General features: G+C 71.8%; 10 protein-coding genes and 1 tRNA gene. 2 read left to right on the top strand and 9 right to left on the bottom strand.

Annotated elements, in window-relative coordinates; translation table 11 throughout:
• Positions 1-304 precede the first annotated feature (304 nt).
• Positions 305-377: transfer RNA gene (locus tag ACZ68L_RS09120), tRNA-Arg, on the top strand.
• A gap of 286 nt (positions 378-663) precedes the next feature.
• Here ACZ68L_RS09120 and ACZ68L_RS09115 read toward each other — a convergent pair.
• Entirely contained in the window at positions 664-1,431 is a 768-nt protein-coding gene (locus ACZ68L_RS09115; protein WP_469575488.1) for a hypothetical protein, read from the bottom strand.
• Between the two features lie 98 nt (positions 1,432-1,529).
• Positions 1,530-2,285, bottom strand: a complete 756-nt coding sequence (locus ACZ68L_RS09110) for an IclR family transcriptional regulator (RefSeq protein WP_469575485.1) — start codon at positions 2,283-2,285, stop codon at positions 1,530-1,532.
• Between the two features lie 713 nt (positions 2,286-2,998).
• Between ACZ68L_RS09110 and ACZ68L_RS09105 the strand changes: the two genes are divergently transcribed.
• The gene (locus tag ACZ68L_RS09105; protein WP_469575483.1) at positions 2,999-4,123 is read left to right on the top strand and encodes an LLM class flavin-dependent oxidoreductase; all 1,125 of its coding nucleotides are present in this window, start codon (positions 2,999-3,001) and stop codon (positions 4,121-4,123) included.
• 273 nt (positions 4,124-4,396) lie between these two features.
• On the opposite strand, the gene ACZ68L_RS09100 is transcribed toward ACZ68L_RS09105, so the two are convergent.
• The 7 genes from ACZ68L_RS09100 to ACZ68L_RS09070 all read right to left on the bottom strand — a co-directional run bounded on the left by ACZ68L_RS09100 (position 4,397) and on the right by ACZ68L_RS09070 (position 14,214).
• On the bottom strand, positions 4,397-5,341 hold the full coding sequence (locus tag ACZ68L_RS09100) for an alpha/beta hydrolase (RefSeq protein ID WP_469575481.1): 945 nt from the start codon (positions 5,339-5,341) through the stop codon (positions 4,397-4,399).
• Positions 5,338-6,144 (bottom strand): SDR family NAD(P)-dependent oxidoreductase, encoded by an 807-nt coding sequence (locus tag ACZ68L_RS09095; RefSeq protein ID WP_469575479.1) that lies wholly within the window; start codon positions 6,142-6,144, stop codon positions 5,338-5,340. The genes ACZ68L_RS09100 and ACZ68L_RS09095 overlap by 4 nt, the downstream gene beginning before the upstream one ends.
• 393 nt (positions 6,145-6,537) lie before the next feature.
• Entirely contained in the window at positions 6,538-8,043 is a 1,506-nt protein-coding gene (locus ACZ68L_RS09090) for an FG-GAP and VCBS repeat-containing protein (protein ID WP_469575478.1), read from the bottom strand.
• 281 nt (positions 8,044-8,324) lie between these two features.
• Positions 8,325-8,774 (bottom strand): anthrone oxygenase family protein, encoded by a 450-nt coding sequence (locus tag ACZ68L_RS09085; protein WP_469575476.1) that lies wholly within the window; start codon positions 8,772-8,774, stop codon positions 8,325-8,327.
• A 182-nt stretch (positions 8,775-8,956) separates the two neighbouring features.
• Positions 8,957-10,549: a vWA domain-containing protein gene (locus tag ACZ68L_RS09080; protein WP_469575474.1), complete on the bottom strand. Its 1,593-nt coding sequence runs from the start codon at positions 10,547-10,549 to the stop codon at positions 8,957-8,959.
• Positions 10,550-10,681: 132 nt separating this feature from the next.
• Positions 10,682-11,557 carry an ABC transporter permease gene (locus tag ACZ68L_RS09075; protein WP_469575472.1) on the bottom strand — a complete coding sequence of 292 codons (876 nt, stop codon included), beginning with the start codon at positions 11,555-11,557 and terminating at the stop codon, positions 10,682-10,684.
• Positions 11,554-14,214: an alpha/beta fold hydrolase gene (locus ACZ68L_RS09070; RefSeq protein ID WP_469575471.1), complete on the bottom strand. Its 2,661-nt coding sequence runs from the start codon at positions 14,212-14,214 to the stop codon at positions 11,554-11,556. Before ACZ68L_RS09070 ends, ACZ68L_RS09075 begins: the two co-directional genes overlap by 4 nt.
• Positions 14,215-14,257: the final 43 nt, after the last annotated feature.

The following is a 14,257-nucleotide window of genomic DNA, read 5'->3' as shown; positions in this document are numbered from 1 at the left end:
ATTTTGAAGCCTTTTTGAAGCGTATAGCCGCCTCTGCGCGCCGGTTCTCCCCTTGGGACGGAGTCCGGACAGAGGGGACGAGTGGGGCGCAGGCATAACGAGTGCACAACACCCGGGGGCGCGAGGCGTCAAAAGCGATGCGCGAATCCCACCTACCTGCGATTATCGGTTCGCTTCACCGAACCTCCACATCGTGCCACGCAGGTGAAGCAACCGGGTCGAGGCGATCGGAGCCCTATCCTTGTCCCGGCAGGTCACCGACCGGCCCGGCCCCAGGGCTCCAGGCCGCCGAGGCCACCATCCGGCCCCCGTAGCTCAGTGGATAGAGCAGGCGCCTTCTAAGCGCTTGGCCGCAGGTTCGAGTCCTGCCGGGGGCGCTTTGCCCGTACGACTGCGAGGCCCTCCGCCCGGAGGGCCTTTTTCGCGGCCGGAGGCACGCTAGCGAGCATGGCGTAGTGGTGGCGTAAGACTTTGTGGACGTGCTGGTAGGGGGTGCGGTCTGCCCGGCCGGGGGTCTGCCCGGCCGGGGTGGCCGCGCCCGGGGCCGTCGGCGGCAGGTGTCAGCAACCGTCGGGGGCCGCGCCCGTGGTCGTTCCCGCAGTCCCGTGCGTGAGGCCGGCAGGCGCCGACCCGACTGCGGACCGCAGAGGTTCGGCCCCGGACTCAGTGCTTGAGGCTCGACATCAGGTCGCGCATATCACTGATCATGGCCGACTGGTACGGGGAAAGGTCCGTGTTGTCCGGCCCGTCGGCGAGCGTGCCCTCGCCGTCGTCCTCGCCCGCGCCGTCGCCCAGCTGCTGCGTGAAGGAGGAGAGGCTCAGCGAGAAGACCGCTCCGCCCTCCAGCACCCGCAGCTCCGCGTTGCCGACGTCCCCGGTCAGCAGATACGCCTTGTCGCCGAGGTCCGGAACCGCCTCCAGCTTCGCTTCGGGATCGAATCCGATCTCGGTCACCTGTCGCCGCGCCTCGAATTCGGCGCCGGGGTCGGTCCTCTTGTGCAGCGCCACCGTGATTCCGACGGTGTAGTGGGTGGACCAGCCCTTCCCGTCCCCGTCCCGCTCCGCCCCGGCCCGGGAGCGGAGAGGGATGAAGCACTGGGTCTGATCGAGGACGGCGTGGTGCAACACCTCCGAGTCGGCCACGGTGGTGCGCTCCCTCGGCGCGATCGCCGCGCCGATCGACTTCAGCCGCAGGGACGGGCAAGGGTCCCGGTCCAGCCGGTACCCGTGCAGGTCGGGCTCTCGGTCGCCCTGGCCGTACAGGAACAGCGCCGCCGCGCAGAGGGCCGACGCCGTCACCGCCCCGCCCAGCGCCCACAGCCACGGTCTTCGTGGCCGACGGCCCCCGGCGCGCTCCCGGTCGAAGCCGCCCATCACCTCTCGGGTTTCGACCGCATCGAACTCCCCCGCCATCTCCGGTTCAGAAATCACAGTGCCCCCCCTCTGCCGTGCCTTCCGACTTCGTCGCCATGATCGCAGGACCGACGCCGCCGCCCCCGCGACGCCGGACAGGACGGAGCCCGCACGCGTCAGGTGAGGCCTTCCGCCCCGATCCGCACACTCGCGGCGACCCGTCGGACCATCTGGGCCAGTCGGGCGAAGTGCATGCGGACGATCGGTCCGCTGACCGAGACCGCCGCGGGGGCCGACGTGTCGCGGACCCCGATGACCGGGGCCGCGACGCAGCCGGTGCCCTGAACGGTTTCCTCGCGGTCGCAGGCGACCCCCCGCTCACGGATGTCGGCGAGCTCGGCCCGGAGTTCCTTCGAGATGTCCGGGTGGTCGCCCAGGTTCAGGCACGGCGCGTGGGCCAGCAGCGCCTTGCCCACCACGGTCCGGGAGGCGGGCAGTCGCATGCCCGCCGGGGGGTGCGCCGGCGCACCGGAGTAGTTGCCGACCTGGACGAGGCAGACGACCTGTCCCTCGTCGAGCACGTTCAGCTGGACCACCAGGCCGGTGGACGCGTGGAGTTGATGGAGGTAGGGCACCGCGGCGACACGGACCTGGTCCCGGTGGTACATCGAGGAGCCGAGTTCCATGATCCGCATGCCGAGCCGGTAGGTGTGCTCGTCCCTGCGCAGGAAGCGGACTTCCACGAGGTGTTCGAGTATCCGGTGGGCCGATGAGCGCGGCAGACCTGTGCGGCGTGCGACCTGAGTCAGGGTGAGCCCGTCCGCTTCCCCGAGAACATCGAAGATCTTCACGATCCGGTCGATCATCGAGACCGGCGAGGTCTGCGAGACCGGCGGGACCTGCGGGGCCTGTGCGTGCGTCCTTCTGTCCATGTCGACCGCCCATCATGAACCCGGCGAGGCATCGGCGTCTCGTGTCGGAAGGTTATGCGCAACCCGTCACACGCGGGAAGCACCGCCGAAAGCCGGTCCGATCGAACCGGTCGGCTGCCCGGCGCCCCTTTCCGGCATCTCTTTCCGGCGTCTCTTGCCGGCGTCTCTTGCCGGCGTCTCTTGCCGGCGTCTCTTGCCGGCGTCTCTTGCCCGCATCTCTTGCCCGCATCTCTTGCCCGCGCCTCTTGCCCGCGCCTCTTGCCGGTGCCCCCGCCGAAGCCTGCCCCCGCTTCTTTCCCGGTCAGCGGGAGCCTTCTTGGCCGCCCCTCGGCCACCGCCGGAGACTCGGCGGCACCGGCACCGGCCGAAGCCGTCATCCCAGCGTGTGGAGGACACCACATGAACGCTCACGGCGCCACGGAAGCGGACGTCAGAACCATCGACGCGGGTGCACCCCCGTCGCGATCCGCCAGCGGTCGGCACCGCCTCGGTCCGCGTCGCCGGCATGGCGCGCAAGAACTCCCGGGCGGCGATCGCACGATCACGATCGGCCGGGTCACCCGCGCCCAGGCCCTGCGTGATGCGAGCCCTCTTCTCTGCTTCCGGCGCACGACCACCGCCTCACCCCCTCCTGGCCGCATCTCTCCTCCTTCCCCTCCCTCCTCGCCCTTCTCGCCCTTCTCGCCCTTCTCGTCCGAGACAGGAGCACGACCGTGAAGTTCTCCATGATCTTCGAAGCCCAGATGGCCGACCCCACACCGGAGCACGAGCGGCAGGTGATCAACGACTGCGTCGAACAGGCCGTCCTCGCCGAGGAGATGGGCTTCGACCGCGTCTGGGCCGTCGAGCACCATGCCCTCAACTGGTACGCCCACATGAGCGCCTCCGAGATCTTCCTGACCTGGGTCGCCGCCCGGACATCCAGGATCCGCATCGGCCACGGCGTCGTCACCATGCCCTTCGGCTACCAGCACCCGGTACGGGTCGCCGAGCGCGCGGCCATGCTCGACGTGCTCTCCGCAGGGCGTGTCGACATCGGAGCCGGCCGCGGTGCCACCCGGCGGGAGATGTCCATGTACGGCGTCCGGCCCGAGGACACGTACCCGCAGATGGAGGAAGCCCTGCGGATCTTCGCGAATGCCTGGCGCGAGGAGCAGTTCGAGTGGCACGGCTCGATCGACATCGGGCCGGGCGCGATCCTCCCCCGGCCCGTGCAGGACCCGCACCCGCCGCTCTTCATGGCCTGCTCGAAGGACGACACCTTGCGCACGGCCGCGGACTACGGGATCGGCGCCCTCGTCCTCGGCTTCGCGGGCGCCGACAACATCCGCTCCAAGCGCGCCATCTACGACGAGGCCATCGCCGCCCGCACCGGGGAGAAACTGGTCTCCACCGAGATCAACGACCACTTCTCCGCGCTCTGCCCCACCATCGTCCTCGACGACGCCGAGCGGGCCCGCCGGATCGGTCTGCGCGGCCAGCGGTTCTTCGCCGAGTCCATCGCCCACTGGTACGGCAACGGTCCGGTGCCGGACCAGCGCACGGACGCGGGCGACGACCGGGCCGCCCTGGACCGGGGCAGGAAGGACCTCGTCGCCAGGCTCCACGAGGCGGAGATCCCGGTGACGCCGAACAGCACCGGCACCTACAACCCCGATCACGCCTACGGCAGCGCCGAGACGGCCATCGCCTACGTCGAGCAGCTCCGTGAGATCGGGGTGGACGAGGTGATGTGCCTCGTGCAGATGGGCACGGTGCCGCAGGAGGCGTGCATGGAGACCATCCGGCAGTGGGGCGAGCGGGTCATCCCGCACTTCCGCGTGCCTGCGGGGAGGTGACCGCCATACCCACGCAGCCCCTGCTCTTCAACCCGGCGTCCACGCCGGCTGCGCGGCCGAGGTCCACCGCATCGACCACGCGCGTCCCCGCTACCGGGTCGCGGACCCCGCCGCTGCCGGGGCGGCATCCCGTCGAAATAGCAGGGGCTGTCTCTCCGTTGGCTTTACGCCTTCGGGGAGACAGTCCCCGTTTTCTGGGCCGAACATCACGAACGAGCGCCCGCGAACGAGTGCGGCCGGCAGACACGGTCCTGGGCTCCCGAAACGGGGACCTCAGCCGCCGAGAAGCTCCCGCAGCCGGCCCACGGCCCACTCCTGCGCCGCCGCCGCTTGTGGAAGCTGCTCGGTGAAGTCGAAGAAGCCGTGGAACATCCCCGGGGCCGAGTGGATCTCGGCCCCGGGGAGCCGGGCCGCGTAGGCCCGGCCTTCGTCGCGCAGCGGGTCGCACTCGGCCTCCACCAGCAGCGCGGGCGGCAGACCGGTCAAGTCCGGTGCCAGCAGGGGTGATTCATGTTCCGTCGCCTCGGCTCCGGCCAGGTACTGCTCCCAGTACCACCGCATGTGGGCGGCGGTGAGGAAGTGGCCTTCCCCGAAGGTCCGCATCGACTCGGAATCCAGCCGGGGGTCCAGTGCGGGGTAGATCAGCAGTTGGGCCGCGGGAAGCGGGCCACCGCGTTCGCGGGCCAGCAGACAGGCCACCGCCGCGAGGTTTCCACCGGAGCTGTCGCCCGCCACGGCGAGGCGGGCCGGATCGCAGTTCAGCTCTCCGGCGTGGGCCGCGGCCCACCGCAGCGCGGCGCAGGCGTCCTCCGCCGCCGCCGGGGCCCGGTGTTCGGGGGCCAGGCGGTAGTCGACGGAGACGACTACCGCGTTCACCCCCGCGGACAGTGTGCGGCACAGGCCGTCGTGCGAGTCCAGCCCGCACAGCACGAACCCGCCGCCGTGGAAGAAGAGGACGAGCGGCAGCGGCGCCCCGCTCCGCCGGTCCCGGCCGGTCTCCTCGTGCGGCTGGTAGATCCGCACGGGCAGCGGCGGCGCTCCGGCAGGGCCCGGAATCGTCCGGTCGGTGACCGAGGCCAGTGCGGGCAGGCGCAGGGGCTCGTGGGCCATGGCGCGGCGGACGGCCGCCACGTCCGTGTCGGGGCCGAGGACGGGAAAGCCGTCGGCCAGGAGGTCGGCGATCCGGCGCGCCTCGGGAGTCAGGGAAGGGCGGCTCATTGCGCTGCCAGCCCGCCGTCGACCGCGAACTCCGCGCCCGTCACGTACGAGGAGGCGTCGGAGGCGAGGAAGAGCACGATGCCCGCGACGTCCTGCGGGGTACCGATCCGCCGCGCGGGAACGTGCGGCCACTCCTGCAGAGCGGCGTCCCCGTCCCCCGTCACGGCCGCGATCATCGGTGTGTCGATCACGCCGGGGTGGACGGAGTTGATCCGGATGCCCTCGGCGGCGACGTCCAGCGCGGCCGACTTCGTCAGGCCGCGAAGGCCGAACTTCGTCGCTCCATAGGCGGAATGGCCCGCGATGCCCTTCAGGCCCGCGGTCGAGGAGATGTTGATGATCGATCCCCCGCCCACCGCGCGCATCGCGGGCAGTACGGCCCGGATGCCCAGGAAGGGGCCGAGGAGATTGACGGAGAGCAGGGTGCGGAACTGCTCCTCGGACTCCTCCGAGACGGGCGCGGTGCGCCACAGTGCCGCGTTGTTGACCAGGATGTCCACCCGGCCGAAGCGCTCCCGCGCGAGCGAGACGACACGGGACCAGTCCTCGCCGGAGGAGACGTCGTGGGGAACGAAGAACGCCGCGTCCTCGCGTCCCGCCTCCCGGCATGTCTCCGTGGCCCGCACGGCACCGGCCCGCTCGTCGAGGTCGGAGAGGACGACCGAGGCTCCCGCGGCGGCGAGTGTGCGGGCGTGCTGTGCTCCCTGGCCACGGGCGGCCCCGGTGACCACGGCGACCCGTCCGGTCAGGTCGAGGTCGTGGGAAGGGCGGGAGGGATCGGGTGCTGTGGATGGATTCTTCATCGGCGCGTCCTCTGCATCCGTTGGCGACCGGGCATTCCTAACAGCGCGGACCCGGGCGGCGGGAGAGAGCTTCCGCTCAGCGGGAGATCTGGTGCGGCGGTGATCAGTCCGTGTGCATGGCGTCGCGTCGTGAACAGCGATCCGCGTCGTCGCGGTACGCCGGAACGCCGTCTTCCCCCAGGGCGACAGCGCCCTCGACGCACAGCCGAAAGGCGGCCGTCGTGGCTGCGGAACGGGGAGAAGCGGCCCGGCGATGGCCTCCTCCATCGCCGTGAACGGCCTCGCGGCACGGGGCCGGTCCCTGCCGCCGGACGCCGTACGGCATGCGGCGGTCCGACGACAGGGACCGGCCGGCCCCCGGGCCGTGCTCGCGGCGCGCCCGACACGGCCCGGTCAGCGGTTGAAGGAGGAGCCCAGCCTCGCGGCCTTCGCCACCGTGCCCAGCGCGCCGTGGCCGAACGTGAACGAGCCCTTGGCCGTCACACCGGAGACCGTGGCCGGGAAGACCCACAGGGAGCCCGCGTCCGCGTTCTCGCCGGGGGCGCCGACCACCAGTTCGGCGCGGCCGTCGCGGTTGGCGTCGACCAGTCCGACGGCTCCGCCGAACTGGTCGTTCGCCTCCGCCACGCCGGGAACGTTCGGCGTGTCCTGGTTGAAGCCCACGGTGCCCTTCCCGGTGGGGCCGGACGCGGTGCCGGGCAGGACCAGGACGGAGCCGGCGTTCTTCGTCGTGCCCAGGTCCTCGTAGGGGACGCCGACGGCGATGTCGCCGTAGCCGTCGCCGTTCACGTCGCCGATCGACAGTGACGCGCCGAACCCGTCGTGGACTTCGGCGACACCGGGGACACCGGAGGTGTCCTGGTTGAAGACCTTGGCCCGGTCGCCCCGCGGGCCGGTGGCGCTGCCCGGTACGTAGGTGATCATGCCGCCCAGGGCGAGCGGATAGTCCAGGTCGCTGTCGTAGCCCTCGATCGTGCGGCCCACGACGAGGTCGGCGTACTTGTCACCGTTGATCTGCCCGGCCGCTATGGTCTCGCCGCCCTGGAGGCGGTAGCCGTTCGGCCGGTTGACGACGGTGTACTTCTCGGCAAGGCCCTTGGCTCCGCCGTTGCGGATGTGGATGCGCCGGGCGTCGAACTCGTCGCCGTCGTGGACGACGGCGGCCAGGTCGTCGCGGCCGTCCCCGTTGAAGTCGCCTGCGGCGAAGTCGAGATGACGCAGATCGTCCATGTCCCGGATCACCCGGACGGGGGCCGCGGCGCTGCCGTCGCGCTTGAACGGACCGGACAGGACCTGGAGGTCGCCCATGCCGAGGGTGACGATGTCCATGGCTCCGTCGCCGTCGAAGTCGCCGACGACGGTCTTGGCGCCGATCCCCGCGTACCGCTCGTCGCCGGTCAGCAGGGTCGCGCCGCCGGACAGCCCCTGCGGGGCGCCCCAGATCACGGTGAGCGAACCGGCGGCGTCGGCCGTGCCGACCTTCTCGGTCCCGGCGCCGACCACGAGGTCGCTGTACCCGTCCCGGTCCAGGTCCGCGGAGACCATCGAGCTGCCGAACGCGTCACCGGCCTCGGCGGTGTCCGGGATTCCGGCCGAGTCCTGGGTGAAGACCTGCTTGGTGGAGGTCTGCAGACCGGTCTTGGAGCCGTACACCACACCCACGTACCCGGCTCCGGCCTTCCCGCCGACGGTGGCACCGGGCGCGGTGAACGCCACGTCCGGGTAGCCGTCCCCGTTGAAGTCGTCGCGTCGCGGGGCCGGGGCGGGCACGGCCCCCGCGGGGGACGCCGAGGCCGTGACGGGGGCGGGCGTCGACGCCTGGGCGGTGGGGAGGGTGATCACGGCGGTCGCCACGGTGATGGCGAGGACCACGGTGGTTCCGAGAACACGGTGTGCCACGTGGACTCCTTCGTTCGTTCAGGGATGGGGGGTGCGGCGCACTGGGCACCGTGCAGACTCAGACCGGCGCGCGCGGCCGAGGGTTGCGTTCCCGGCATGAACCATCACAGCTCCTCTTCGAGCAGCCGGAGACGGCGGACGAGGCGATGGTCCCGCCGACCGAGGGTCTTCCACCTCGCGTGACACACGGCGGGCCGGCCCCTTCACGGGAAGGGACCGGCCCGCCGTCCCGCTCGGAGCCCTCGTCCTACGCGGGCGCCGTCCCGCACGGGACCCTCGTCCTACGCGGCGGCCACGGCCAGCAGCGCGAACGCGGCGAGGGACAGGACCGTCCGGATCCGGTGGAGGTTGTTCCAGGGGGACTCGAACGCCGCGCGGGCGGCGCTGTCGTCGCCGCCCTCGGAATCCGCGAGCTGTTTGTTCAGCGGGATGTTCCCGGCGATCGTGATCAGGTGACTGCCGACCGCGCAGACCAGCGCCGCCGCGGCGAGCAGTCGGCCGGTGCCGCCGCCCCCACCGACCACCGCGGCGGCCGGGAAGGCGATCACGCCGAGGAAGAGGATCAGGAAGACCGGTCCGGGCACCTTCTCGTTGAAGCGGCGCATCGCGGCCGTGAACCGCTCGTCGGGCAGTACCGCGATGCCGGGCATGACCGCGATCAGGAACGTCAGCAGGAATCCCGCGTAGAGGCCGGTCGTGATCACGGCGAGCGCCAGAAACAGGGAGGACATGGTGCACATCATGGCGTCGGCGGGCGGGCCGCACAGCCGACTTTCGCAGGTCTGTGCGACCGGCGCCGTTCCGGACCGCCCCTTTCCCGGTCCGCGCGGCCGTCCAGCGGGCCGGAACGGGCCGTCGTCTCCCCCGTCCGCGCGGCCGTCCAGCGGGCCGGAAGGGCCGTGGTCCCCTTCGGTCAGTCCATCTCGCCCTCCCGCGCGCCCCCGGACCCGTTGCCGTCCGTGCCGCCCTTCAGCCGGTCCGCCTGTCCGATCGCGGTCGCCAGCTCCCGTACCGACTCGTCCTCGGTCGCGGACGCCAGCTTGTCCGCCCGCGCGGCGAGTTCTGCGAGGCCGGGCTCGCCCGGCAGCCCGCCGCCGCGCAGTGCGTCGGCGAAGTAGGCGGCGACCGCGGTCACTTGGAGCCGCTTGCCGGCGCCGCCCCACAGCGGCCCGTCGATCGCGTTCGTCTCGACCGAACCCGTCTGCTCGTGCGGCGCCCGGGTCCTGGGGTCCAGCCAGCGCACGGTCGCGGTGGCCACATGTCCCTCGGCGCCGTCCCTGAGGTGTACGGCGTAGAGCGCCGTCACCGTGTGGCCGGGGCCGACCTCTCCGCCGTCGACACGGTCGTTGCGGAAGTCCTCGTCGGCGACCTTCCGGTCCTCGTAACCGATCAGCTTGAACCGCTCGACGGTCTCGGGGTCGAAGGCGACCTGGGCCTTGGCGTCGCGCGCCGTCAGTCGGAGATGCGCGGGCAACTGGTCGACGAAGACCTTCCGGGCCTGGGTCTCGTCGGCGATGTACGTGGTGTGGCCGTCGCCCTTGTCGGTGAGCTGCTCCATCAGCGCGTCGCCGTAGTCACTGCCCACACCGACGCCGAAGAGGGTGATGCCGTACTCGCGGCGGGCGGTGCCGATACGTTCGAGGATGGCTTCGGCATCGGTCGCACCGGTGTTGGCGAGGGCGTCGGAGAGCAGGACGACCCGGTTGTTGGCACCCTCGACGCGACCATGGACCGCCTCGTCGTACCCACGACGGACACCCGCCTCCAGGTTGGTGGAGTCGGTGGGTTCCATGGAGTCGACCCGGTCGCGGATCGTGCCGCGGTGGTCCCGCAGCCGCGTCATCGGCAGCAGCGTCTTCGCCTCGTCGCTGAAGGTGACCAGAGAGACCGAGTCGTCGTCGCGGAGTTCGTCGGTGAGGATGCCCAGGGACTTCTTCACCAGGTCGAGGCGGCCCGGCTCGGCCATCGAGCCGGAGATGTCGACGACGAAGGTGAGCGCGGCGGGCGGGCGTTCGGCACGGGCGGGGGCGGCCCGGGTGGCCAGCCCGACCCGTATCAGCGACCAGCCGTCGGCTCCGGCCCGGGCCCCGTCGAGGTTCACGGCGAACCCGTTGCCGGCCGGGCGCCGGTAGCCCTGGCGGAAGCTGTTGACGAACTCCTCGGGCCGCACGGTGCCCGGATCCGGCAGGTTGCCGTCGGCGAGGGTGCGTCGCGCGTAGCCGTACGAGGCCGTGTCGACGTCCAGGGCGAAGGTGGACAGGTAGTCGGGGGGAGCGGACTCCCGCAGCCCGTCCCGCTTCTTGGCGCCGTCGCGGTCGGCGGCGCCGCCCGACGCGGCGGGTGCCGGGGCGGGGGCGGGTGCGCCCCGGCGGTCGGTGGCGGAACGCTGTTCGGTCGACGTGCCCGAGCACCCGGTGAGCAGCACCCCGCCCATCAGCAGCCCACCGAGTGCCCGTTGCCATGCCCGTACGTACTTCACCGCGTACTTCCCGGTCCGGCGTTCCATGCCCAGCCCCCAACGTCGTCGTGTCAGCACTTGTGAATGTGACGTGCGAGACGGTGCCGGGGAGCAGACGAGGACGTTGCGGATGAATCTCGATGCGGCAACGAAGGCCGGGAAATCGGCGGAACGTCAAGCTCAGGACACGATGTCCTTACGACTGAACCCCCGGAAGGCGAAGGCGAACAGGATCAGGGCATACGTCACCGAGATCGCCGCGCCCTTCGCCATGCCGCCCCACTCCAGATCGGGCTGGAGCGCGTCCGCCCAGGCGAACTGCCAGTGCGCCGGAAGGAATTCGCGCCAGGAGCCGAGCGCGGTGACGGCGTCCAGCACATTGCCGACGATGGTCAGTCCGACCGCACCGCCGACCGCCCCCAGCGGGGCGTCGGTCTTCGTGGACAGCCAGAACGCCAGCCCGGCGGTGACGAGCTGGGAGACGAAGACGAACGCGACGACGAGGGCGAGGCGTGGCACGGTGGCCGAGGTCGCGAGCGCGCCGCCGGTGGGGAGTTCGAGCGGCCCCCAGCCGTACGCGGCGGCTCCCGCGGCCAGTGCGACCAGCGGCAGCAGCACCATCGCGGCCAGGCTGAAGCCGAGTGCCACGACGAGCTTGCTCCACAGCAGCCTGGCCCGTGGCACGGGCGCCGCCAGCAGATAGCGCAGCGACGACCAACTGGCCTCGGAGGCGACGGTGTCCCCGCAGAACAGTGCCACCGGTACGACGAGCAGGAACCCGGCGGACACGAACAGGCAGGTCGCGGCGAAGTTCGCGGCGGACGCGGTCGCGGTGTCCATCAGCGTGATCCGGTCGCCGCCGCCCCGTGAGGACGGCGTGCCGCCGATCGCGAACGCGGCGATCAGGATGAACGGCAGCGCGGCCAGCACCCCGCCCATGAGCAGGGTGCGGCGTCTGCGCAGCTGACGCACCGCCTCGACGCGCAGCGGCAGGGTGCGCCGGGCGCGGTAGCCGGGGGCCTCGGCGGCTTCGGCGAGATCGGCTGCGGCACTCATGCGGAGCCTCCGGAGATCAGGGTGAGGAACGCGTCCTCCAGGCGGCGGTGGGGGCCGACACCGGTCAATGGCACGTCCAGTCGGACCAGTTCGGCGATCAGCTGGGACGAGGTGGCGCCGTCGAGCCGGACGAGCAGCCCACGGCCGTCGTCCGTGCGGACGGCCGAGCCGATCCCCGGCAGTGCGGCGACCTTCTCCACGAGGGGTTCGGCCAGGTCCTGCGCGCTGGTGACGAGCAGCATCTCGCCGGAGCCGGTGATCTCGGCGACGGGGCCCGCCTGGACGAGCCGGCCGCGGTCCATGACCACGAGGTGGGTGCAGGACTGTTCGACCTCGGAGAGGAGGTGGCTGGAGACGATGACGGTCCGGCCCCCGGCCGCGTACCGGATCATCACGTCGCGCATCTCGCGGATCTGGGGCGGATCGAGTCCATTGGTCGGTTCGTCGAGGATGAGCAGGTCCGGCATGCCGAGCATGGCCTGGGCGATGGCGAGCCGTTGCCGCATGCCCTGCGAGTACGTACGGACGGCGCGGGCCAGGGCGTCGCCGAGCCCGGCGATCTCCAGGGCCCCCTCGATGTGCGCGTCCTCGGCGGGGCGCCCTGTGGCCTGCCAGTACAGCTCCAGATTGGCGCGCCCGGACAGGTGCGGCAGGAAGCCGGCCCCTTCGACGAACGACCCGACGCGGGACAGCACGGGCGCGCCCGGCCGGATGGCCTGCCCGAAGACGCGGATCTCGCCGTCGTCGGGCGTGATGAGGCCCATCAGCATGCGCAGGGTCGTGGTCTTGCCCGCGCCGTTGGGTCCGAGGAGCCCGAGCACCTGTCCCTTCTCGACCCGGAAGGACAGTTCCTTCACGGCATACCTGTCGGCGGACCTGGCGTACTTCTTCGACAGGCCGGTGATCTGGAGGGGCACCTCGGCGAGCGCCGGGTCGGGTGCGGGGGTGGCGGTACGGCGGCGGGCGGTGAGCAGCAGCAGGGCGGCGATCACTACGGCGGCGGCCGGGAGCCCCCAGGTCCACCAGGGCAGGGTGGCCGGCGCGGTCTTCAGGGCGGGGTCGGTGGGGACGGTCAGCGGGCCGAGCGCGGTCACCTTGTACGTCGTCGGCTCGGCCGGTGAGGCGTAACCGAGGTCGGTGGCGGAGAAGACCAGGCGGAGCCGGTGTCCCGCGTCGAACGAGTGGTCGATGGCGGGCAGGGTCAGGGTCACGGGTCCGCCCTGTCGGTCCGGGGTGATCCGGAAGGGTGCGACCAGCTGGGAGGGCAGCACCTGCTGTCTGCCGTCCGGCGACACGTCGTACACCTTGCCGAACAGCACGGCGTCGCCGCGCCCGGCATCGACGCGGACCCGCACGGTCGGGGAGCCGGTGACGCGCAGGGACGTGTCCAGCGGGGCCGAGTCGAAGCGGGCGAACTGTCCGGGGAAGTCGAGCGAGAGGCCGACGCCGAGGGAGGACAGCCGGGAGAGCCCGCCGCCGATGCCGGGAACGGCGGAGATGGCGGGCGGGTTGGCCCCGGCGGGGTTACGGAACGTCTGGGTCCGATGTCCGAGGCCGAAGGTCTCCGCGCCGCCGGTCAGCCCCGGGTACGTATCGCTGGTGGCCCCGCGGGTGAGCACGGCCCCGTCGGTGGAGTCGACACCGCCGGTCCGGGTGACGCGGAATCCGGGGCCGGTGTCGGCGCCCTTGTCGCCCTTCAGGTAACGGTCGAACCACTCGCCGATCCGCTGCCGCACCCGGTCGGTCTCCGTCTCACCGCTGTCGTGGCCGCCGGCGATCCAGTCGACGGCGACCGGTGCGCCGTTGCCGCTGATCGCCTTGGCCATGGCGTCGGCCTGGCCGAGCGGGAAGAGGGAGTCGCTCTGACCCTGGACGATGAGCGCGGGCACCTTGATGCGGTCGGCGACGGCGCTCGGGGAACGCTCGGTCAGCAGCGCACGCGCGGCGGCGTCCGGCTTTCCGTCGGCGGCGACCCGTTCGTACATCGCGCAGAGCCGCGGCTCGAACTTCTGGCAGCCGCCGCCGGTGGTGATGAAGACTCCGGCCCAGAGCTTCTTGAAGACCCCGTCGGGGAACAGCGCGTCGGCCAGGTTCCAGTAGGTGATCTGCGGTGCGATGGCGTCGACGCGCTTGTCGTACCCGGCGGCGAGGAGCGAGACGGCTCCGCCGTAGGAGGCCCCGGTGACCCCGACCCGTGGGTCGCCCTCCGCGTCGAGCTCCACCTCGGGCCGGTCCGCCAGCCAGTCGATCAGCCGGGACACGTCCTTGACCTCGCGGTCGGGGGCGTTGAGCGAGATCTTCCCGCCCGACTTCCCGAACCCGCGGGCGGACCAGGTCAGCACGGCGTATCCGGCGCCGGCCAGTTGCTCGGCCTGCGCCCGCACATCGTTCTTGCTGCCGCCGAACCCGTGCCCGATCAGCACGGCCGGCCGGCGCTCCGTGCCCCCGGTGGTGAAGTACGAGGTGTCGATGGACACCCCGTCGACCCGCATCATCCGGTCCTGGCGGTGCACGGCGGGCCCGCCGTCGTCGGCCGCGGCGGTCCAGACCCCCGCACCGGCCAGCACGACGAGCACCGCGAGTGCCGCGGCCCATCGGCCGCGTTGACGAGGCGGCGGTCGCCACCACCGGGACGTACGCGCATCAGGGGTCTCCATGGTTCCCGACTCTAAGCGGGCGTTCGCCTTGTGCGGGCAGCCG

The sequence above is a fragment of the Streptomyces sp. NPDC104309 genome (assembly GCF_055584025.1).
This window is presented reverse-complemented; position numbering and strand designations above follow the sequence as displayed.

Bases quoted from the DNA above. Each gene is read 5' to 3' on its own strand.
- ACZ68L_RS09110 (WP_469575485.1), bottom strand. From the start codon at position 2,285: ATGGACAGAAGGACGCACGCACAGGCCCCGCAGGTCCCGCCGGTCTCG.
- ACZ68L_RS09100 (WP_469575481.1), bottom strand. From the start codon at position 5,341: ATGAGCCGCCCTTCCCTGACTCCCGAGGCGCGCCGGATCGCCGACCTC.
- ACZ68L_RS09095 (WP_469575479.1), bottom strand. From the start codon at position 6,144: ATGAAGAATCCATCCACAGCACCCGATCCCTCCCGCCCTTCCCACGAC.
- ACZ68L_RS09085 (WP_469575476.1), bottom strand. From the start codon at position 8,774: ATGTCCTCCCTGTTTCTGGCGCTCGCCGTGATCACGACCGGCCTCTAC.
- ACZ68L_RS09080 (WP_469575474.1), bottom strand. From the start codon at position 10,549: ATGGAACGCCGGACCGGGAAGTACGCGGTGAAGTACGTACGGGCATGG.
- ACZ68L_RS09075 (WP_469575472.1), bottom strand. From the start codon at position 11,557: ATGAGTGCCGCAGCCGATCTCGCCGAAGCCGCCGAGGCCCCCGGCTAC.
- ACZ68L_RS09070 (WP_469575471.1), bottom strand. From the start codon at position 14,214: ATGGAGACCCCTGATGCGCGTACGTCCCGGTGGTGGCGACCGCCGCCT.